We start from the raw sequence: 20290 nt of genomic DNA, 5'->3' as shown, positions 1-20290 counted from the left end.
GGGCCGCCGGTACGGGCGGCGGGCGCGGACAGAGATCACCCCCACCCGTCAAGGACCCGCAGCAGCACCACCGACCTCCCCGCCACCGCCAGCACCTCGCCCGCCCGGTGCACCGCCCCCGGCGCCACCGCCTGCTCCTCCGCCGAGGTGTCCACGACGACCTCGTAGGCGTCGGCCCACGGCGGCCCCGGCAGCACGAACGCCGAAGGGCGCTCCGCGGCGTGCAGCACCGCGAGGAAGCTGTCGTCGACGACCGGCGCGCCCCGCGCGTCCCGGCCGGGTATGTCCCGGCCCGACAGATACATGCCAAGCGTCGCCGTGGGTGCGTACCAGTCGTCCTCCGTCATCTCCGTACCGCCCGCCGTGAACCACGCCAGATCGCGCAGCCCGTCCGCGGAGTGGGCCCGCCCGGAGAAGAACGCCCGCCTGCGCAGCACCGGATGACGGTGCCTCAGCTCGATGAGCCGAGCCGTCAGCGCAAAGAGCTCCCGCCACCCCGGCTCCTCCCGGAGCCCCCAGTCGACCCAGCTGATCTCGTTGTCCTGGCAGTACGCGTTGTTGGAGCCCCGCTGCGTGCGCCCCATCTCGTCGCCCGCGACCAGCATCGGCACCCCGGTGGAGAGCAGCAGCGTCGTCATCAGATTGCGCAGCTGCCGGCGGCGCAGCGCGGCGACGTCCTCGTCGTCGGTCTCGCCCTCGGCCCCGCAGTTCCAGGCCCGGTTGTCGTCGGAGCCGTCCCGGTTGCCCTCGCCGTTGGCCTCGTTGTGCTTGCGCTCGTAACTGACCAGGTCCCGCAGGGTGAACCCGTCGTGCGCCGTCACGAAGTTCACCGACGCGTACGGCCTGCGCCCGCCCCACGCGTACAGGTCGCTCGACCCCGAGAGCCGGTACCCCAGATCCCGTACGTCCGGCAGCGCGCCCCGCCAGAAGTCCCGCACCGCACCCCGGTAGCGGTCGTTCCACTCCGTCCACAGCGGCGGGAACGCCCCCACCTGATAGCCGCCCGAGCCCACGTCCCACGGCTCCGCGATCAGCTTCACGCGCCGCAGCACCGGATCCTGCGCGATCACCGCGAGGAACGGCGAGAGCATGTCGACGTCGTGGAAGGAGCGCGCGAGCGCCGCCGCAAGGTCGAAGCGGAAGCCGTCCACGCCCATCCCCGAGACCCAGTACCGCAGCGAGTCCGTGATGAGGCGCAGCACGTGCGGCTGGACGACCTGCAAGGTGTTGCCGCACCCCGTGTAGTCCGCGTACCGCCGCGCGTCACCCGGCTGAAGGCGGTAGTAGCCGCGGTTGTCGATGCCCTTCAGGGAAAGCATCGGACCGAGCTCACCGGCCTCCGCCGTGTGGTTGTAGACGACGTCGAGGATGACCTCGATGCCCGCCTCGTGCAGCGCCCGCACCATCCGCTTGAACTCGCCGACCTGCTCGCCCCTGGTCCCCGACGCCGCGTACGCCGCGTGCGGGGCGAAGTAGCCGATCGAGTTGTAGCCCCAGTAGTTGCGCAGGCCCCGGCGCAGCAGATGGTCCTCGTGCGCGAACTGGTGCACCGGAAGCAGCTCCACCGCCGTCACGCCGAGCCGTACGAGGTGCTCAAGCGCCGCCGGATGCGCCAGCCCCGCGTACGTACCGCGCAGTTGCTCGGGAACGCCCGGATGCAGCTTGGTGAAGCCGCGCACGTGCAGCTCGTAGATGACCGAGTCCGCCCACGGCGTCTTGGGCCGCCGGTCGTCCGTCCACTCGTCGTCCGGCGCGTCGTCGTGCACGACCACGCCCTTGGGCACGTACGGCGCCGAGTCCCGCTCGTCGCGCACGGTGTCCGCCACATGCTGCTGGGGCCAGTCCCGCACGTGCCCGTACACCTCGGCGGGCAGCCGGCCGTAGTCGTTGCCCGGACCGCCGTCCACCGCGCGGGCGTACGGATCGAGGAGCAGCTTCGCGGGGTTCCAGCGGGCGCCCGTCCAGGGGTCCCAGCGGCCGTGCACCCGGTAGCCGTACCGCTGCCCCGGCCGCACGCCCGGCACGAAGCCGTGCCAGATCTCGTGCGTCAGCTCGGTGAGCGGACAGCGCGTCTCGACGACCCGGGACCCCTCCGTGTCGAACAGGCACAGCTCGACCGCCTCCGCGCCCCCCGCCCACAGCGCGAAGTTGGTGCCCGCGACGCCGTCGGGCCCGACCCGGAAGCGGGCACCCAGCGGAGTCGGCGCGCCCGGCCACACCGGGCGGCCCGGCGCGGCACGGGACGCGGCCCGGCCCCTGCCGTTCACCGTCGGGGCGGGCCGCCCGGTCGTGCCGCGCCCCGCCGTCCGTGCCCTCTGCACTGCCTCGTGCTCGGGCTGCACTGCCTCTTGCTCGGGTGCGCTCGACACCTGCTCGCCTCCCGCGGCTCCGTGGCCGACGCGCGAAGAAGGGCGTGCGGCGTCCCGGCCGCGGCTCCCCCCTACGTCGTCCTCACCACTGTTCTGCCCACCCCGCGCGTCGCACTCACGTTTCCCCGGCAGGGGGACGGTCGTTGGGACCCACGTGAGACAGGTTGCGAGGCGCGCACGGCGCGCAGGGGCCGCGCTGGCCGCGGCGGTGACATGGGCGGGCCTGCTGGCCGGGGCGTCCGGCTGCTCCGCCGACAGGCCCGACGGATTCATGGGGAAGCCGCGCTCGCCCGCGGACGCGATCCGGGTGTCGCCCGGTGACGACAGCAAGGGGATCAAGCCGCAGGAACGCATCGAGGTCACGGTCCCGGGCGGCCGCCTGGAGTCGGTGAAGGTCGTCCGGACGCAGGACGCGCAGGAGTTCGACGTGCCGGGCCGCATCGACGAGGACGGCCTGACCTGGCGCCCCGTCGACGAGGGACCGCTCGCCCTCGCCTCCACGTACAAGGTCGACGCCGTCGCCCTGGACGGTCACGGCCGCCGCTCGGCCCGGCACACCACCTTCCGCACGCTCGTCCCCGACGAGCGCTTCATCGGGTACGTCGCGCCGGAGAACCGGGCGACGGTCGGCACCGGCATGATCGTCTCCCTGGAGTTCAACCGGGAGATCGAGAACCGCGACGCCGTCCAGCGCGCCATCCGCGTCACCGCGCACCCGGACGTCGAGATCCGCCCGCACTGGTTCGGCAAGAGCCGTGTCGACTTCCGCCCGGAGAAGTACTGGAAGCCCGGCACCAAGGTCACCGTCGGCCTCAAGCTGCGCGACGTCGAGGCCGCCCCCGGGGTCTACGGCCTGCAGGACAAGAGCTTCTCGTTCACCGTCGGCCGCAGCCAGGTGTCCCTGGTGGACGCCGCCGAGCACACCATGGAGGTACGCAGGGACGGCGAGCTGGTCTCCACCGTGCCGATCACCGCGGGCGCCCCCAAGACCACCACGTACAACGGAAAGATGGTCGTCACGGAGATGCTGGAGGTGACCCGGATGAACAGCCGTACCGTCGGCTTCGGCGGCGAGTACGACATCCCCGACGTCCCGCACGCGATGCGCCTGACGACCTCCGGCACCTTCCTGCACGGCAACTACTGGTCGCCGGACGCCCCCGGCACCACCAATGTCAGCCACGGCTGCGTGGGCCTGCGCGACGTGAAGGGCGGCAGCTCCAAGACGCCGGCGGGCTGGTTCTTCGACCGGAGCCTGATCGGTGACGTCGTCGAGGTGATCAAGAGCAATGACAAGAAAGTCGCTCCTGACAACGGCCTCGGCGGCTGGAACATGGAGTGGAAGGACTGGGTGAAGAACAGCTGATCTCCCGGGTGACCACGCGGTGTTGTCCGGGTGACCGGCCGGCCGACACCGAGTGATCATGGTCCGCCCGCACCCCCCGGGCAGTTGGAACGCAACGGTGACATTGGCGGGACGTCAGCGCCGGGAACCGTGTGATTATCTAGCGCTTGCGCGTGTCCGAAACGCGCAGGTGCATTGGGGTGCGGGCCCGGATCGGGCCCGGCGAGGGGAGACGACAATCGTGAACGGGCGACCGATATCGGGGGCGTCGGTGGGTGCGCGGGTGCGCGCGCGGCGACGGGGCGCCAGGGGACTGACGGCGGTGGCATCGGGGGCGACGCTGCTGTTCGTCGCGGCATGCGGGGGCGGCTCGGACTCGGGCGGCGACGGCGGGGGCAAGGACGAGGCGGGCAAGAACGCCCCCTCCGCGGCCGTCGTGACGATAGCCCCCAAGGACGGCGCGGACTCCGTGGCCACCAGTGGCGCCCTGAAGATAGGCGCCGAGAAGGGCAAGCTCTCCGAGGTCGAGGTCAAGGACAGCAAGGGCAACCCGGTCCCCGGCAGGATCACCGCCGGCGGCACCGCGTGGAAGCCCGCGCACCACCTCGCCGCCGCCACGAAGTACAAGGTCCACGCGGTCGCCAAGGACTCCGACGGCCGCGCCTCCGCCAAGGACACCGCCTTCACGACGCTGACCCCGAAGAACACCTTCGTCGGCCAGTTCAACCCGGAGGACGGCTCCACGGTCGGCGTGGGCATGCCGTTCTCGGTCAACTTCACCCGGGGCATCACCGACCCGGAGGCCGTCGAGAAGGCCATCGAGATCAAGACCGAGCCTTCGGTGCCGGTCGAGGGCCACTGGTTCGGCAACGACCGCCTGGACTTCCGCCCGGAGAAGTACTGGAAGGCCGGCACCAAGGTCACCGTCAAGCTCAACCTCGACGGCGTCGAGGGCCGCCCCGGCGTCTACGGCAAGCAGGCCAAGACCCTGAACTTCACGATCGGCCGCAGCCAGGTCTCCACCGTCGACGCCAAGACGCACCAGATGAAGGTCGTCCGCGACGGCAAGCAGATCAAGAAGATCCCGATCACCGCGGGCGCCCCCGGCACCACCACGTACAACGGCGAGATGGTCATCAGCGAGAAGCTGCAGGTGACCCGGATGAACGGCGAGACCGTCGGCTTCGGCGGCGAGTACGACATCAAGGACGTCCCGCACGCCATGCGGCTGTCCACCTCCGGCACGTTCCTGCACGGCAACTACTGGTCGGGCGGCGCCTTCGGCAACACCAACGCCAGCCACGGCTGCATCGGCCTGAGCGACGTGCGCGGCGGCTACAGCAAGAAGACGCCCGCCGGCTGGTTCTTCGAGCGGTCGATGATCGGCGACGTGGTCGTCGTGAAGAACTCGGCGGACAAGAAGATCCAGCCCGACAACGGCCTGAACGGCTGGAACATGTCCTGGGAGAAGTGGAAGGCCTGATCCGCCACCGCTCCACGCGAGGCCCGGTGCACTGTGACCAAGTGCACCGGGCCCTTCGCGTTAACCCCCGCTAACGTGCCTGTCATGACTGCACACCTCGAAGTCGCCGAAGGCGTCGGCACGATCCGACTCGACCGCCCCCCGATGAACGCCCTGGACGTCGCCACCCAGGACCGCCTCAAGGAGCTCGCCGAAGAGGCGACCCGCCGCGACGACGTCCGCGCGGTGGTCATCCACGGCGGCGAGAAGGTGTTCGCGGCCGGCGCGGACATCAAGGAGATGCAGGCCATGGACCACGCGGCGATGGTCGTGCGCTCCGGGGCCCTGCAGGAGTCCTTCACCGCCGTGGCCCGCATCCCCAAGCCCGTCGTCGCCGCCGTCAACGGCTATGCGCTCGGCGGCGGTTGCGAGCTGGCGCTCTGCGCCGACTTCCGGATCGCCGCGGACAACGCCAAGCTCGGCCAGCCGGAGATCCTGCTCGGCCTCATCCCCGGCGCGGGCGGCACCCAGCGCCTGGCCCGTCTCGTCGGCCCGTCCAAGGCCAAGGACCTCATCTTCACCGGCCGCCACGTGAAGGCCGACGAGGCGCTCACCATGGGCCTCGTCGACCGTGTCGTACCCGCCGCCGAGGTGTACGAGCAGGCGCACGCCTGGGCCGCGCGGCTCGCACGGGGCCCGGCCACCGCGCTGCGCGCCGCCAAGGAGGCCGTCGACGCCGGCCTGGAGACCGACATCGACACCGGACTGACCATCGAACGCACGTGGTTCGCGGGCCTGTTCGCGACCGAGGACCGCGAGCGGGGCATGCGCAGCTTCGTCGAGGAGGGCCCGGGCAAGGCGAAATTCATCTGAACTGACCTTGTTCGGCGCCCAGTTGATGCTCGGTTGACGCCACGCGGACGGCGGGCAGGTCGGCACGTCCCTCGAAGGGGCGGATTATGAGCGGCTTAACGCAGCCTTAAGCCTGCGCGCCGCCGTGCGCTGTGTGATCATGCGTAAGCGGGCCGTCAGCGCAGGTCAGCGTCGATTCCGCGGCGCTTCACTGCCAGTGGCATATGTCAACACGGCCTTCCGGAATGGTTGGTTCCGGGGGGCTTATTCCGCCGGAACGGCCCCGCGCGGCGCCTCGGGCGGCCATGATGGGGGCATGGCGGGGCTGGAGGGTTATGAACGGCCGCGGCGGCAGGGCGGTGGGACCGTGGCCCGGTGGTCGCCGGCGGTGGAGGACGAACACGCGCTCAAGGCACTCGAGTTGTTCGGCAACCCCACGGACGCGGAGGTGCCGCTGCCCTCGCGCCCGGAGTCCGCGGCCATCGCGCGCCGCCTCGCCCAAGTCGTCGTCCTGCGCCACTGGGGCCTCTCCCCGAAGCTCACCGAGGACGTCGTCCTCCTCGTCTCCGAACTCGTCGGGAACGCCGTGCGGCACACCGGCGCCCGGGTCTTCGGCCTGCACATGCAGCGGCGGCGCGGCTGGGTCCGCGTGGAGGTCCGCGACCCCTCGCGCGGGCTGCCGTGCCTGATGCCGGTCCACGAGATGGACCTGAGCGGCCGAGGCCTGTTCCTCGTCGACAAGCTGTCCGACCGGTGGGGCGTGGACCTGCTGCCGCGCGGCAAGACGACCTGGTTCGAGGTGCGGGTCGCCGACCGCTGACGGACGCGGTCCGGATACGCGAAAGCGGTGCGGACACGCGAAAGCCCCCGGCGGCCGTGGTCGGCGCGAGGGGGCCTTCGTGAAGCGGCGTGGAGATCGGGGTGTGATCCACGGCCGCCGGAACGACCTGAGCCCGGGTCAATGGGGGTCGTGTCCCCGACTATGGCAGACGGGCGTTCGACGATCCAAAGCGGCATAACCGTACATAATCGGGCGAACAGCGTCAGTTTAGAGGTGAATCCTTGGTGAGATGGGACACCTGCCTGGTAAACGCTGGTTAAGCGGCGGCTGTGACAGGCGATACGCAAGGGCCGGGTGACCGGAGGCGATCCCCGGGTGTCGACCCGTAACCATCCCGAAGCGGGCAATCAGCATCTTTCGCCTGTTTTTCGCATTAAATGGGCGGGTGATCGAGACCGACCGCCGCAGAGCCCTGTGCGCGGGCGCCGGCCTACTCGCCGCGGGCGCGCTCACCACCGGGTGCGCCGCGACCGGCCCCGCCCCCGCCCCCGACCGACCGCCCGCACCCGAGTCGCCCGGCCCACCGGGCACAGCCCACCGCCCCGCCCCCGCGGCCCCCGCGCCACGCCGCATCCCCGGCCGGCCCGCCCAGATCACCCACGGCCCCCGCACCCGCCCCCAGGTCGCGCTCACCTTCCACGGCCAGGGCGACCCGGCCATCGCCAAGGCGCTGCTCACCGAGGCGGAGAAGGCGGGCGCCAAAGTCACCGTGCTCGCCGTCGGCAGCTGGCTCGACGACCACCCGGACATGGCGCGGCGCATCCTCGACGGCGGCCACGACCTGGGCAACCACACCCTCCACCACCTCGGCATCAACGACATGCCGGAGGCCGAGGCCTACGCCGAGATCGCCGGCTGCGCGGACCGGCTGCGCCGCCTCACCGGCTCCATCGGCACCTGGTTCCGCCCCTCACGCACCCCGACGGCGACCCCCCTCGTCGTACGGCTCGCCCACCGCGCGGGCTACCCGCACGTCCTCGGTTACGACGTCGACTCCCTCGACTTCACCTCGCCGGGCGCCCCGGCGGTCACCCGCACGATCGCGGGCGGCATCCGCGAGGGGTCCGTCGTCAGCCTGCACTTCGGGTACGCGGACACGGTCGCCGCGCTCCCCGCCGTCCTGGAAGAACTGGAACGCCGCGGCCTGCGCGCGGTCACGACCACGGAGCTGCTGACCTGATGACCCGGAAACCCAACCTCACCCGGCGCACCGCGGCCGTGCTCGCCGCCGGCGCCGCGCTCGCCGTCCTCGCCGGCTGCGGCGGCGACCAGCACGCCGACGAGGCCCTCGGCACCGAGGGCGTGCGCGAGCCCCACAAGCCGAAGATCGCCCACGGGCTGCCCGGCATGCCGCCCGTCCTCGACCCGAAGGACGTCTACGCCGCCGACCGGCCGAACGCCCTGCAGCCCGTGACGAGGAAGTTCCTGAACCGGATCTACGTGCCCAACACCAACTCCAACACGGTCTCGGTCATCGACCCCGAGAAGTACAAGGTCGTCAAGACCATCAAGGTCGGCAACCAGCCCCAGCACGTCGTCCCCTCCTGGGACATGAAGACGCTCTGGGTCAACAACGACCTCGGCGACAGCCTCACCGCGATCAACCCCGTCACCGGCAAGGAGGGCCGCACGGTCGAGGTCTCCGACCCGTACAACCTCTACTTCACGCCGAACGGCAAGCACGCCATCGTGATGGCGTCCATGGACCGCGAGCTCGTCTTCCGCGATCCCAAGACCATGAACCGGGTGAAGACCCTGCCGGTGACCTGTGCGGGCGTCAACCACGCCGACTTCTCCATGGACGGCCGTTACTTCATCGTCTCCTGCGAGTTCTCCGGCGAACTGCTGAAGGTCGACACCGAGAAGATGGAGGTCGTCGGCCAGCAGAAGATCCCGTTCAAGGGCGCCATGCCGCAGGACGTGAAGCTGTCGCCGGACGGCAAGACCTTCTACGTCGCCGACATGATGGCGCACGGCATGTGGGTCCTGGACGGCAAGAAGTTCACGAAACCGAAGCTGCTGCCCACCGGAAAGGGCTGCCACGGCCTGTACGTGAGCCGCGACTCCAAGGAGATGTACATCTCCAACCGCGGTGAGGGCACCATCTCCGTCTTCGACTTCACCAAGAACAAGCTCACCAAGAAGTGGAAGCTCCCGCAGGGCGGCAGCCCCGACATGGGCGGCGTCTCGGCGGACGGCAACACGCTCTGGCTGTCCGGGCGCTACGACTCCGAGGTGTACGCCATCGACACCCGCACCGGCGTCCAGCTCGCCCGCATCCCGGTCGGCGACGGCCCGCACGGCCTCGCGGTCTACCCCCAGCCGGGCCGCTACTCGCTCGGGCACACCGGGATCTTCCGTTGAACGATTGATGGTTGACGGTTCGCCGTGGCTGACAACGGGCACCAGACGGGCAGTTCAGGAAGTCCAGGAAGTTCAGGCCTCCTGCCTTCCCCCCACCCCCTGGAGGCGCCCGTGATCCGTGGCATCGACGTGAGCTCGCACCAGTCGACCTTCGACACGGACGGCCTCTCCTTCGTCTTCATCAAGGCGACGGAGGGCCGTTCGTACATCAATCCGAAACTGTCCGCCCAGACGAAACTCGCCCGCGACGGCGGATGCGTGGTCGGCTTCTACCACTTCCTGTGGCCGGGGAACATCACCGCCCAGGCGGAGTACTTCGTGAACCACGCCCCGGAGAAGGCGGGGGATCTGCTGGCGGTGGACTGGGAGACGACGGGAGACGGCACGCGCGCCAGCAACGCGGAGAAGGACCGCTTCATCCGCGAGGTGAAACGGCTGCGGCCCTCACACCGCGTCCTCTTGTACGCGAACCGCGATTTCTGGTTGAACCGGGACACCACGTCCTACGCGGGCGACGGACTGTGGATCGCCGACTACGTGACGTCGGGCAAGCCGCGCATTCAGGCGAAGTGGACGATCCATCAGTACACGTCGACGCCGCTGGACAAGAACGTGGCCGCGTTCGCGAGCGGGGCCGCGATGCGGGACTGGGCCACGCCCTGACCCTCCCCGGCCGGGCGGCTCAGGCGCGCCACTCCGGGGTGCGCTCCGGCGACGCGGCGTCCAGCGCCGCGCGGATCTCGTCCACGCCACCGGTGTGGCCGTACACGGGGGTGCCGGGCTGCTGGCGCCAGGAGTCGTCCTGGCCGCCGTTGTCCACGGTGTCGAAGCCGAGCTCGTCGATGAGGTCACGCACGACCTTCTTCGCGGCCTCGTCGTCACCGGAGACGGGCAGGGCGACACGGCCGGGGGCGCCCTGGGGGAGCGGCTTGTCGAGGATGTCCTGGGCGTAGGTGCCGTTGAACGCCTTGATCACCGGGTGGCCGATCTGGCGCTCGGTCCAGCGGCTCTCGGTCAGCCCCTCCTCGATCTCGGCGATCCGCCCGTCGCGCTGCTGCGGGTAGTAGTTGCCGGTGTCGATGACGGCGACGCCGTCCGCCGCGCCGTCGAGGAAGCCCGCGGGCAGGTCGGGCACGGCCTTGAGCGGGACCGTCACGACGACGACCTGCGCGCCGTTCGCCGCCTCCGCCGCGGTGACGGGCTTCGCGCCGGTCTCGTCGGCGAGGGCGGTGAGGGTGTGCGGGCCGCGCGAGTTGGCGACGGAGACGTCGTGGCCGAGGGCCGTGAGGCGACGGGTGAGGTTGCCGCCGATGTTGCCCGCGCCGATGATGCCGATCTTCATGACTGGCCTGACCTTCCGGTTGTTCCGCTGTCGTAACGGAGGCAACCTCCGGAATGGCCGGGGTATTCCGGGGCCGGCGGGGAACTTCGGCGTCACGCGTCGAGCCGCACCACGATCTTCCCCACGTGGTCGTTGGACTCCATCAGGCGGTGCGCGTCCCGGATGCGGTCCAGGCCGTCGAGGACCTCGCCGACCACCGGCCGCAGCGTGCCGTCCCGCACTCCCGAGGCGATGAACGCGTTGACGCGGCGCAGGCCGTCCGGTGTTGCGGTGAGCCGCGAGTTGGCGTAACCGTGCACGCTCAGCGGCCAGTTGAGCGGCATCGCCATCGGCCGCGGGTCCAGGAAGCCGTAGACGACCACCGTGCCCGCCTCCGTCGCCGCCCCGGCGAGCTCCGCGAGGCCGGGCCCGCCCACCGCGTCAAAGATCAGCTCGGCTCCCCGGTCGTCGGTGAAGCGCCGTACCTCCTTCACGACGTCCTCCGTGTCCGAGGCGATGACCAGGGCCGCGCCGTTGTCGAGGAGCTGCTGCCGCTTCTCGCCGGTGCGGGTCACCGCGATCGGGACGGCGCCGATCCGCGCGGCGGTCTGCAACGCGGCGGTGCCGACCCCGCTGGACGCCGCCGTGACCACCACATGGTCGCCGGGCCGCAGGCCGCCGGTCTCCAGCATCCCGCCGTACGCCGTGGAGTACGTCAGCCAGGTCGCCGCCGCCGTGACTGCGTCGAGCCCGGCGGGGCGGGCCACGACGGACGCGGCGGGCAGCACCACGCGGTCGGCGTAGACGCCCTGGGCGCTCATCTCGATGCCGGGTCCGGTCAGGACCGCGTCGCCGGGGGAGTGGGTGCGCACGCCGGGGCCGACCGCCTCGACGGTGCCGGACGCCTCGTAGCCGAGCCGGGAGGCGGGCAGGGTCGGCTGGTAGTAGTAGGTTCCCGCCCGGAAGAGGGCTTCGGCCCGGTTGAGACCCAACGCCTCGACGCGGACGAGGACTTCGCCCGGCCCGGGGGCGGGCAGCGGGAGGGTCTCGACGCGCAGGACCTCGGGTCCGCCGGTCCGGTCGAAGAGTACGGTGCGTGCGGTGTTCGTCGTCATGTGCAAGACGCTAGGCGGGCGTTCGGGGGCGGACCATGCTCGGCGCTCCCGCGTCGATGTCCGTTCGTCTCGCGGTCCCGGCCCGCGGGTACGGTGCCTCCATGGACGTACTCAGTGACGCCGTCGCGGCCATGCGGGTCGGGCGGCCGCACTCCTCGATGACGTGGAAACACGCGCCGTGGGGCGTGGGGTTCAACGGGGCGGGCGGCACCGGATTCCATGCCCTCCTGAAGGGGGAGGCATGGCTGGTCGTGGCGGGCGGCACCGTGGAGCCGGTCCGGCTCGGTCCGGGGGACATCGCCTTCGTCACGCACCGGGGTGGGTACGAGCTCGTGAGTGAGCCGGGCGCCCGCGCGGCCACCTGCCGGTACCCGTCCGACGGCGGCCGGCCCGCGCCCGCATCACCCGCACCGCCCGCACCCGCGCCCGCACTGCCCGCACCGCCCGCACCCGCGCCCGAACCGCCCGAACCGCCCGCACCCGCGCACCCGGTGGACGCCGGAGTGCCGTCCGCCGTGCTGGTCTGCGGCGCTTACCTCCTCGACGAGAGTCGGCCGCACCCGCTCCTCGCCGAGCTGCCGCCCGTGGTCCACCTCGCCGCCGACGACGCGGCGGGCGAGCCGCTGCGTGCGGTGCTCGGGCTGCTCGGCGCCGAGTTGGAGGAGCCGCAGCCCGGCTCGGACTCCATCGTCGCCTCGCTGCTCGACACGTTGCTGTTGCTGCTGCTGCGCACCTGGTGGCTGCGAGTGCGCGGCCGCGCCGGGGATCACTCGGGGTGGGCGGCGGCGCTCGCCGACCCGGCGGTGGCCGCGGCGCTGCGCGCCATGCACAGCGACCCCGTGCACCCCTGGACGGTGGGGGAACTGAGCGCGCTCAGCCAGTTGTCGCGGGCGCCGTTCGCGCGCCGGTTCACCGCTTCGGTGGGGACGCCGCCGCTCGCGTATCTCACGTGGTGGCGGATGACCACGGCGGCGGGCGAGCTGCGCGCGCCGGACGGCGTGCCGTTGCGCGCGGTGGCCGAACGGGCGGGCTACGCCTCGGAGTTCGCCTTCGCCAAAGCGTTCAAGCGAGAGTTCGGAATGGCGCCGGGGCAGTACCGCACGCTGCGTGCCGCCGGGTGAGGGCCGGGGCGGGGGCCCTTGAAGCGAGAGAGGCGCCGGCGACCGGGGCTGACCCTTCGGTGTCGCCGGCGCCCCGTGGCGCCCTGCCTACTTCTTGTTGACGCTGGCCATCAGGTCCTTCGTCTGCTTCTCGACGACGGGGACGAGGCCGGCGACGACGTCGACGCCGTCGTTGGCCACGTCGCCCACCGGCACGGGGGCGTTCTGCGGACTGTCCTGCGCCTGGGCCGCACCGGAGAAGGACAGAGCGGCACCCGCGAGGGCGACGGCGGCCAGGGCACGCTTGGTGTTGTTGGTCATGACCTGCCAACGATCACCCCGGGCACGGGTCACGGGTGGCCCTGCGGACAGGCCCTAGCCCTGTGCGCGCAGCACGGCGAGTGTGGCCTCCAGCTCCTCCTGGGCCACCCGGGCGGCCCGTTCCGCGTCCCTCGTCTCGACCGCGTCCACCAGCGCCGCGTGCGCGGCGTCGCCGTGGTTCGCCTCCGCGGCCCGTACGTCGGTGAGTTCGAGCAGGTCGACCAGGCCCGTGCGCAGCGCGGGCGTGAACTGCGCGAACAGATCGGTGAGTACGGGGTTGTGCGCCGCCGCCACGACCGCCGCGTGCAGGGCGATGTCGGCGTCCACGAACTCCGCGTCGGCCCCGGCGGCAGCCGCCCTGCGACCGTCGAGCGCGGCCCGCATCGCCGCGAGGTCCTCGTCGGTGCGGCGCAGCGCGGCGAGCCGCGCCGCCTGGGCCTCCACCAGCATCCGCACCTCGTACACGTCGGTGACCGCCGCGCGCCGCAGCCGGGCCGGCCAGTCCGCGACCGGCTCCGTCGCGATCACGAAGACCCCGGCGCCCTGCCGGGACCGTACGAGGCCCGCGCCGGCGAGCGCGCGCAGGGCCTCGCGGAGGGTGGAGCGGCCCACGCCCAGCTCCTGGGCGAGGGTCGTCTCGCCGGGCAGCCGGGTGCCGACGGGCCAGGTGCCGTCGGTGATCTGCGCGCGGAGCCGGGCGGCGGCCTGTTCGACGAGGGGGCTGGGGCGTACGGAGCCGAGCGGCATGGGGTGGGCCTGTGGCCTTTCGGGCGGGGCGCCGGGATACGGGCGGGAACTTGTCTGAGGAGTACTTGTCTGAGGAGCTGACGTGTGGCTAGTGTAGCCCCATGATCTTCCGCGGTCTCCTCCTTCTCGGTTGCCGCGGCGGGGCCTGACGCGACCGGCACCCCGCCGCGGGGTGCCGTGCTGCCGGTCCGCCGACCGAGCTCAGGAGCAGGAGAACCCCGCATGAACCCCGGCACGCCCGTCACCGCCCCCGGCACCCCCGTCGCCGACGCCCCCGGCCCCACGTACGACTGGAATCCGCAGCGCCCCGGCCCCATGCCGCACCACCGCTACCGTCCCTACCAGGAGCGGGTCAACGTGCCTGTGGCGCGCAGGAGTTGGCCGGACGCCCGGTTCGAGCGCGCTCCCCTGTGGGTGCCCGTCGACCTGCGCGACGGCAATCAGGCGCTGGCCGAGCCGATGGACACCGGGCGCAAGCGCCGCTTCTTCGACCTGCTGGTCTCCATGGGGTTCAAGGAGATCGAGGTCGGCTACCCCTCGGCCAGCAGGACCGACTTCGACTTCGTGCGGGACCTGGCAGGGCGGGCCGCGCGCGGCGAGCTGCCCGATGACGTGACCGTCGTCGTCTTCACCCCCGCCAAGCCCGAACTGATCGACCGCACCTTCGCGTCGATCGACGGGCTGCCGCGCGCCGTCGTGCACCTGTACATCCCCACCTCGCCGCTCTGGCGCGACACCGTGCTCGGCCGGTCGAGGTCCGAGGTGCACTCCGTGGCCCGGGAGGCCGCGGCGCACATGGCGCGGCTCGCCGACAAGCGGCCGCACGCCGACATCCGGTTCCAGTTCGCGCCGGAGACGTTCAACCTCACCGAGCCCGACTACGTCCTGGAGGTCTGCGACGGGCTGACCGAGCTGTGGGACGCGAGCCCCGACCGGCCCGTCACGCACAACCTGCCGGCCACCGTCGAGATCGCCAGCCCGAACGTGTACGCCGACCAGATCGAGTACATGCACCGCCACCTCGCCCGCCGGGACTCCGTCATCCTCTCCGTGCACCCGCACAACGACCGCGGCACCGGTGTCGCCTGCGCCGAACTCGCCGTCCTGGCGGGCGCCCAGCGCGTCGAGGGCTGCCTGTTCGGCAACGGGGAGCGGACGGGCAACGTCGACCTGGTGACGCTCGCCCTGAACCTGTACGCCCAAGGCGTCGACCCCATGGTCGACTTCTCCGACATCGACGCCGTACGCGAGGTCGTCGAGCACTGCAACCGGCTGCCCGTGCACCCCCGGCACCCCTACGCCGGCGACCTCGTGCACACCGCGTTCTCCGGCACCCACCAGGACGCCATCAGCAAGGGTTTCGCCGAACACGCCAGGCGGGCAGCCGAGTTGGGCGTCCCGGAGCGTGAGGCGCCGTGGGAGGTGCCGTATCTGCCGATCGACCCGGCGGACATCGGCCGCAGCTATGAGGCCGTCATCCGCGTCAACTCCCAGTCGGGCAAGGGCGGCATGGCGTATCTGCTGCAGACCCGGCACGGCCTCGACCTGCCGTCGTCGCTGCGCCCCGACTTCTCGCGCGTGGTGCAGGAGGCCACCGACGACAGCGGCCGGGAGGCGACCGCGAAGGAGCTGTACGAGCTGTTCCGGGCGACGTACGTGGTGCCGGGCCGGGACGGCGAGGTGGGCCTGAGCTCCTGGACCACCGACCGGGCCCCGGACGGCGCGCACCGCTTCGTCTGCACCCTGCGGGTGGGGGAGCGGGCCGGGGACTACGAGGGCGTGGGCAACGGCCCGCTGTCCGCCTTCGTCGACGCCCTGGCCGCCGCCGGGATCACCGTCGGCATCCTGGACTACGCCGAGCACGCCGTGGGCGAGGGCGGCGGCAGCGAGGCCGTCGCGTACGTGCGGTGCCGGGTCGGCGACGTCGAGTGCTGGGGCGCGGGCCTGGACACCTCGGTCCTGACCGCCTCCGTGCAGGCCGTCCTCGCCGCCGTGAACCGGGCGGGTGCGAGGCGATGACCGCCGCCCCGCCCGGGGGCGACCCGGCCGCCCCCGTCCTGCGCGCCGACCGCGTCACCGTCGTCCGCGACGGGCGGCCCATCCTGGAGGACGTCACCTTCACCGTCCGCCCCGGCGAGCACTGGGCGCTGCTCGGCGCGAACGGCGCGGGCAAGTCGACCCTGCTCGGCCTCTGCGGCGCCGTCACCCACCCCACGCACGGCACGGTCGAGGTGCTCGGCCGCCGCCTCGGCACCGTCGACCTGCGTGAGCTGCGGGCCTACGTCGGCCATGTGAACCCGCGCCATCCGCTGCGCTCGCCGCTGCCGGTCCGCGAGGTCGTCCTCACCGGCCTCACCAACAGCGTCGAGCCGGTCCCGCGGTGGCGCCCCACCCCCGGGCAGGAGGCGCGGGCCGACCGGCTGATCGACCTGCTCGGCCTCGCCCACCGGGCGGACGCGCGCTGGCCCACGCTGTCCCAGGGTGAGCGGGGCCGCACGCTCATCGCACGCTCGCTGATGCCGAGCCCCCGCCTGGTCCTGCTCGACGAGCCGGCCACCGGCCTCGACCTCGCCGGGCGCGAACGCCTCCTCGACAGCCTCGACACCCTGCGCGAGGCCCACCCGGAGCTCGCCACCGTCCTGGTCACACACCACCTGGAGGAGCTGCCCGCCGGCACCACCCACGCGCTGCTGCTGCGCGACGGGCGCGCCCTCGCCTCCGGGCGGGTGGCGGAGGTCCTGACGAGCGACCAGGTCGGCAAGTGCTTCGACCACCCCGTGCGCCTGGAGCGCAGGGACGGACGGTGGAGCGTGCGCACCAGCCGCTGACGCGCGGGCGGGGGAGCGAGCGGATACGGCGAAGGGCCCGCGCGCCATCGTGCGCCGGGCCCTCGTCGTCCGCCCGCCTACTTGTTCAGGCTCGCCCAGAACTCGTCGAAGGAGAGGCGCTTGTCCGCGTTGGTGTCCTTCGAGCCGATCACGGCTTCGGCCACCGCCTCGGTCTGGTAGAAGTCGCCCATCCTGGCCATGGCGCTCTTCCACTCGGCTGCCGTGATGAAGCCGTCGCCGTCCGCGTCGAACTGCTCGAACGTCTTGCGCGCTTCCTCGATGTCCGCCACCGGATCCACCCCTTCTTCGTGCACTACTGACGGGGGTCAGGGTAGCGGGAGCCCCGGCGCGTGCCCCTCGCGGGGATTGGTCGCCGGACGACGGAGCGGGGCGGCGGCCGTGCCCGTCTCCCAGGGTGAGCACATCGAACCTGGGAGCGACCCGTTGAACCCCGTCCACCACCGCCGCCGGTCCCGGCGGGGCGCCGGCCGCCCGCTCGCCCTCGCCCTGTCCGCCCTCACCGCCGCCGCGCTCGCCGGCTGCACCGCGCCGGGTGAGGCCGCCCCGGACGACGGCAAGGCGGCCCCGCGCCCCGAGCTCCAGCGGTTCTACGGGCAGCGGCTGGCCTGGAAGAGCTGCGGCGACCTGCGCTGCGCGCGCCTCACCGTCCCGCGGGACTACGCCCACCCCGACGACGGCAAGACGTTCGTCCTGCCGGTGGTGCAGGCGCAGACGGCCGACCCGGACCGGCGCATCGGCTCGCTCGTCTACAACCCCGGCGGTCCGGGCGCCTCCGGCGTGAGCGACCTCGAGGCGGACGGCGGCGAGGCCTTCACCGCGCGGCTCCGCGCCCGCTTCGACATCGTCTCCTTCGACCCGCGCGGCGTCGGCGGCAGCGTCCCCGCGGTCTCGTGCGCGGAGACGGACGAGGACGACGCGGAGACGGACGAGGACGACGCGGAGACGGACGAGGACGACGCGGAGACGGACGAGGACGAGGAGGCCGCCCCCGAGCCCCTCACCCCCCGCACCCCGGCCGACCGCGCCCGCGCGGTGGCCGAGGCCGACGGGGAGGCCGCCGCGTGCGTGCGGGGCAGCCGCGCCGTCCTGCCGCACGTCGGCACCGTGGACGCGGCCCGTGACCTGGACGTCCTGCGGGCCGCGCTCGGCGACCGCAGGCTCACCTACCTCGGCTGGTCCTACGGCACGAGCCTCGGCACGTCGTACGCCGAGCAGTTCCCGCGCCGGGTCCGCGCCCTGGCCCTGGACGGCGCCATGGACCCCGCCCTGGACTGGCGGCAGCGCGCGCTGAGCCAGGGCGTGGGCTTCAGCAGGGCGGTCGACGACTACGCCGAGTACTGCGCCGACATCGCGGGCGACAGCTGCCCCGGCTCGACCCCGGCGGAGATAGCGGCGCTGCTCGACGGGGTGTACGCGCGGGCGGCCCGCGCGCCGCTGCCGGTCACCGACGAGGAGCTGTACGAGGTCGACGCCCGGACGGTGCTCGACGTGGTCACGGCCGCGATGTACAGCCCGGAGGACGACTGGGAGGAGCTGTCGCGGGCGCTGGAGGCGGCGGACGACGGCGACGGGACGCGGCTCGCCCGCCTGGCCGAGTCGGACTCCCCGGCCACGGAGTCCCGCCGCGGGCACCGCCCCCGCCCCCGCCCCCGGGCCACCGCCGAGAACGACGACGAGGCCATCGTCGCCGTCAGCTGCCTCGACGTGCCCCACCCGCACACGGCGGCCCCGTACTGGAAGGCCCTCGGCGCCGCCGAGAAGGCGGCGGGAAATTACGGGACGACGAGCGTCCTCGACGAGCTGACCTGCAAGGACTGGCCCACGGGGCCCGGCGCGGGCCGCCCGCACCGGGTCCGGGCCGACGGGGTTCCCCCGGTCCTGGTCGTCGGCACCACGGGCGACCCGGCCACCCCGTACGAGGAGGCCGAGAGCCTGGCCGGGCAGTTCCCCGGCGGCATGCTCCTGACGTACGAGGACGTCGGCCACACCGCCTACGGCCGCGGCGGCGCCTGCGTAGCGGACGCCGTCGACGCCTACCTCATCGACGGCAAACGGGTCCGCCCCGGCGCGACCTGCTGACGCGGGCCGGGGGCGGACCCGCACCGGGGTCAGCACTCGATGATGTTGACCGCGAGCCCGCCCCGCGCCGTCTCCTTGTACTTGACGGACATGTCCGCGCCGGTGTCCTTCATGGTCTTGATGACCTTGTCGAGGGAGACCTTGTGCGAGCCGTCGCCGCGCATCGCCATCTTCGCGGCGGTCACGGCCTTCACGGCCGCCATGCCGTTGCGCTCGATGCACGGGATCTGCACGAGGCCGCCGACCGGGTCGCAGGTCAGGCCGAGGTTGTGCTCCATGCCGATCTCGGCGGCGTTCTCCACCTTGGAGGGGGAGCCGCCCATGACCTCGGCGAGGGCGCCCGCCGCCATCGAGCAGGCGGAGCCGACCTCGCCCTGGCAGCCGACCTCGGCGCCGGAGATCGAGGCGTTCTCCTTGAAGAGCATGCCGATAGCGCCGGCCGCGAGCAGGAAGCGGACCACGCCGTCCTCATCGGCCCCCGGCACGAAGTTCATGTAGTAGTGCAGAACCGCGGGGATGATGCCCGCGGCGCCGTTCGTCGGGGCGGTCACGACGCGGCCGCCCGCGGCGTTCTCCTCGTTCACGGCCATCGCGTAGAGGGTGATCCACTCCATCGCGCGGGCCTGCGGGTCGCCCTCGGCGCGCAGCTGGCGTGCGGAGTTGGCGGCGCGGCGGCGGACCTTCAGGCCGCCGGGCAGGATGCCCTCGCGGGACATGCCGCGGGACACGCACGCCTGCATCACGCGCCAGATGTCCAGGAGACCCTCGCGGATCTCCTCCTCCGTGCGCCAGGCCTTCTCGTTCTCCAGCATCAGCGCGGAGATCGACAGGCCGGTCTCCTCGGCGCGGCGCAGGAGCTCGTCGCCGGTGCGGAAGGGGTGCTTGAGGACGGTGTCGTCCGGCACGATCGGGTTGGCGCCCTCGGCGCCCCCCTCCTGATCGAGCACGGTCTCGTCGACCACGAAGCCGCCGCCCACGGAGTAGTACGTCTTCTCCAGGACGAGGGCGCCCTCACGGTCGTACGCGAAGATCGTCATGCCGTTGGCGTGGTAGGGCAGGGCCTTGCGGCGGTGCAGGACCAGGTCCTCGTCGAAGTCGAAGTCGATCTCGTGCACGCCGAGCAGGTTGATGCGGCCGCTGCTCTTGATCTCGTCCACGCGGTCGTCGGCGCCCTCCACGTTCACCGTGCGCGGCGACTCGCCCTCAAGGCCCAGCAGGACGGCCTTGGGGGTGCCGTGGCCGTGGCCGGTCGCGCCGAGCGAGCCGTACAGCTCCGCCCGTATCGCGGCGGTGTGGGCCATGAGGCCCTCGTTCTTGAGGCGTCCGGCGAACATGCGGGCGGCACGCATCGGACCGACCGTGTGGGAGCTGGACGGGCCGATGCCGATCGAGAACAGGTCGAAGACCGAGATGGCCACGGGATACTCCAAGGGTGGTTGGTAGACGCCGTTGTCTGCCGGGGTGGAGCAGAAGTACAAGGCGGTGCAGAAACACGGAACTGCGGGACTGCGGGCGGGTCACGTGG

General features: G+C 72.3%; 18 protein-coding genes. 11 read left to right on the top strand and 7 right to left on the bottom strand.

Features of this window, described 5'->3' with window-relative positions; all coding sequences use genetic code 11:
- Nucleotides 1-35: 35 nt before the first annotated feature.
- A complete protein-coding gene (glgX, locus tag ACFYO9_RS01460) occupies nt 36-2369 on the bottom strand; it encodes a glycogen debranching protein GlgX (RefSeq protein WP_388665893.1) in 2334 nt (777 codons plus the stop codon).
- A gap of 271 nt (nt 2370-2640) precedes the next feature.
- On the opposite strand from glgX, the gene ACFYO9_RS01455 reads away from it, so the two are divergent.
- From ACFYO9_RS01455 to ACFYO9_RS01425, 7 genes are all read left to right on the top strand, one after another.
- Nucleotides 2641-3735 (top strand): Ig-like domain-containing protein, encoded by a 1095-nt coding sequence (locus ACFYO9_RS01455; RefSeq protein WP_355816313.1) that lies wholly within the window; start codon nt 2641-2643, stop codon nt 3733-3735.
- A gap of 220 nt (nt 3736-3955) precedes the next feature.
- Entirely contained in the window at nt 3956-5197 is a 1242-nt protein-coding gene (locus ACFYO9_RS01450; RefSeq protein WP_358774097.1) for an Ig-like domain-containing protein, read from the top strand.
- Between the two features lie 84 nt (nt 5198-5281).
- Nucleotides 5282-6049, top strand: coding sequence for an enoyl-CoA hydratase-related protein (locus ACFYO9_RS01445; protein WP_355816319.1), 768 nt, complete (start codon nt 5282-5284; stop codon nt 6047-6049).
- A gap of 139 nt (nt 6050-6188) precedes the next feature.
- Nucleotides 6189-6848: an ATP-binding protein gene (locus ACFYO9_RS01440; protein WP_358774095.1), complete on the top strand. Its 660-nt coding sequence runs from the start codon at nt 6189-6191 to the stop codon at nt 6846-6848.
- A gap of 406 nt (nt 6849-7254) precedes the next feature.
- The gene (locus ACFYO9_RS01435) at nt 7255-8049 is read left to right on the top strand and encodes a polysaccharide deacetylase family protein (protein WP_358774093.1); all 795 of its coding nucleotides are present in this window, start codon (nt 7255-7257) and stop codon (nt 8047-8049) included.
- Entirely contained in the window at nt 8049-9233 is a 1185-nt protein-coding gene (locus ACFYO9_RS01430; RefSeq protein ID WP_358774091.1) for a YncE family protein, read from the top strand. The genes ACFYO9_RS01435 and ACFYO9_RS01430 overlap by 1 nt, the downstream gene beginning before the upstream one ends.
- Nucleotides 9234-9344: 111 nt before the next feature.
- Nucleotides 9345-9896: a glycoside hydrolase family 25 protein gene (locus ACFYO9_RS01425; RefSeq protein WP_358774089.1), complete on the top strand. Its 552-nt coding sequence runs from the start codon at nt 9345-9347 to the stop codon at nt 9894-9896.
- A gap of 19 nt (nt 9897-9915) precedes the next feature.
- Here the strand turns inward: ACFYO9_RS01425 and ACFYO9_RS01420 are convergent, their stop codons facing one another.
- Nucleotides 9916-10575 (bottom strand): NAD(P)-binding domain-containing protein, encoded by a 660-nt coding sequence (locus tag ACFYO9_RS01420; protein WP_358774087.1) that lies wholly within the window; start codon nt 10573-10575, stop codon nt 9916-9918.
- A 92-nt stretch (nt 10576-10667) separates the two neighbouring features.
- On the bottom strand, nt 10668-11669 hold the full coding sequence (locus ACFYO9_RS01415) for a zinc-dependent alcohol dehydrogenase family protein (protein ID WP_358774085.1): 1002 nt from the start codon (nt 11667-11669) through the stop codon (nt 10668-10670).
- Nucleotides 11670-11770: 101 nt separating this feature from the next.
- Here ACFYO9_RS01415 and ACFYO9_RS01410 point away from each other — a divergent pair, with 101 nt between their 5' ends.
- The gene (locus ACFYO9_RS01410; RefSeq protein ID WP_358774084.1) at nt 11771-12790 is read left to right on the top strand and encodes an AraC family transcriptional regulator; all 1020 of its coding nucleotides are present in this window, start codon (nt 11771-11773) and stop codon (nt 12788-12790) included.
- Between the two features lie 87 nt (nt 12791-12877).
- Here the strand turns inward: ACFYO9_RS01410 and ACFYO9_RS01405 are convergent, their stop codons facing one another.
- Both ACFYO9_RS01405 and ACFYO9_RS01400 read right to left on the bottom strand, forming a co-directional pair.
- Entirely contained in the window at nt 12878-13090 is a 213-nt protein-coding gene (locus ACFYO9_RS01405) for a hypothetical protein (protein WP_355816340.1), read from the bottom strand.
- 54 nt (nt 13091-13144) lie between these two features.
- Nucleotides 13145-13837 carry an FCD domain-containing protein gene (locus ACFYO9_RS01400; protein ID WP_358774082.1) on the bottom strand — a complete coding sequence of 231 codons (693 nt, stop codon included), beginning with the start codon at nt 13835-13837 and terminating at the stop codon, nt 13145-13147.
- A 222-nt stretch (nt 13838-14059) separates the two neighbouring features.
- Here ACFYO9_RS01400 and leuA point away from each other — a divergent pair, with 222 nt between their 5' ends.
- Nucleotides 14060-15856, top strand: a complete 1797-nt coding sequence (gene leuA, locus ACFYO9_RS01395; protein ID WP_388665890.1) for a 2-isopropylmalate synthase — start codon at nt 14060-14062, stop codon at nt 15854-15856.
- On the top strand, nt 15853-16665 hold the full coding sequence (locus tag ACFYO9_RS01390) for an ATP-binding cassette domain-containing protein (RefSeq protein WP_358774081.1): 813 nt from the start codon (nt 15853-15855) through the stop codon (nt 16663-16665). Before leuA ends, ACFYO9_RS01390 begins: the two co-directional genes overlap by 4 nt.
- A 77-nt stretch (nt 16666-16742) precedes the next feature.
- Here ACFYO9_RS01390 and ACFYO9_RS01385 read toward each other — a convergent pair whose 3' ends face one another.
- Nucleotides 16743-16955: an EF-hand domain-containing protein gene (locus tag ACFYO9_RS01385; RefSeq protein ID WP_358709394.1), complete on the bottom strand. Its 213-nt coding sequence runs from the start codon at nt 16953-16955 to the stop codon at nt 16743-16745.
- Nucleotides 16956-17064: 109 nt separating this feature from the next.
- Here ACFYO9_RS01385 and ACFYO9_RS01380 point away from each other — a divergent pair, with 109 nt between their 5' ends.
- Entirely contained in the window at nt 17065-18765 is a 1701-nt protein-coding gene (locus tag ACFYO9_RS01380; RefSeq protein WP_358774079.1) for an alpha/beta hydrolase, read from the top strand.
- Nucleotides 18766-18794: 29 nt separating this feature from the next.
- Here the strand turns inward: ACFYO9_RS01380 and ACFYO9_RS01375 are convergent, their stop codons facing one another.
- Nucleotides 18795-20183 carry an L-serine ammonia-lyase gene (locus ACFYO9_RS01375; RefSeq protein WP_355816618.1) on the bottom strand — a complete coding sequence of 463 codons (1389 nt, stop codon included), beginning with the start codon at nt 20181-20183 and terminating at the stop codon, nt 18795-18797.
- Nucleotides 20184-20290 lie beyond the last annotated feature (107 nt).

Source organism: Streptomyces sp. NPDC005863 (assembly GCF_042871345.1).
Classification (GTDB): Bacteria; Actinomycetota; Actinomycetes; order Streptomycetales; family Streptomycetaceae; genus Streptomyces.
This window is presented reverse-complemented; position numbering and strand designations above follow the sequence as displayed.

Bases quoted from the DNA above. Each gene is read 5' to 3' on its own strand.
- ACFYO9_RS01455 (WP_355816313.1), top strand. From the start codon at position 2,641: ATGGGGAAGCCGCGCTCGCCCGCGGACGCGATCCGGGTGTCGCCCGGT.
- ACFYO9_RS01445 (WP_355816319.1), top strand. From the start codon at position 5,282: ATGACTGCACACCTCGAAGTCGCCGAAGGCGTCGGCACGATCCGACTC.
- ACFYO9_RS01440 (WP_358774095.1), top strand. From the start codon at position 6,189: ATGCGTAAGCGGGCCGTCAGCGCAGGTCAGCGTCGATTCCGCGGCGCT.
- ACFYO9_RS01430 (WP_358774091.1), top strand. From the start codon at position 8,049: ATGACCCGGAAACCCAACCTCACCCGGCGCACCGCGGCCGTGCTCGCC.
- ACFYO9_RS01420 (WP_358774087.1), bottom strand. From the start codon at position 10,575: ATGAAGATCGGCATCATCGGCGCGGGCAACATCGGCGGCAACCTCACC.
- ACFYO9_RS01415 (WP_358774085.1), bottom strand. From the start codon at position 11,669: ATGACGACGAACACCGCACGCACCGTACTCTTCGACCGGACCGGCGGA.
- ACFYO9_RS01410 (WP_358774084.1), top strand. From the start codon at position 11,771: ATGGACGTACTCAGTGACGCCGTCGCGGCCATGCGGGTCGGGCGGCCG.
- ACFYO9_RS01405 (WP_355816340.1), bottom strand. From the start codon at position 13,090: ATGACCAACAACACCAAGCGTGCCCTGGCCGCCGTCGCCCTCGCGGGT.
- ACFYO9_RS01400 (WP_358774082.1), bottom strand. From the start codon at position 13,837: ATGCCGCTCGGCTCCGTACGCCCCAGCCCCCTCGTCGAACAGGCCGCC.
- leuA (WP_388665890.1), top strand. From the start codon at position 14,060: ATGAACCCCGGCACGCCCGTCACCGCCCCCGGCACCCCCGTCGCCGAC.
- ACFYO9_RS01390 (WP_358774081.1), top strand. From the start codon at position 15,853: ATGACCGCCGCCCCGCCCGGGGGCGACCCGGCCGCCCCCGTCCTGCGC.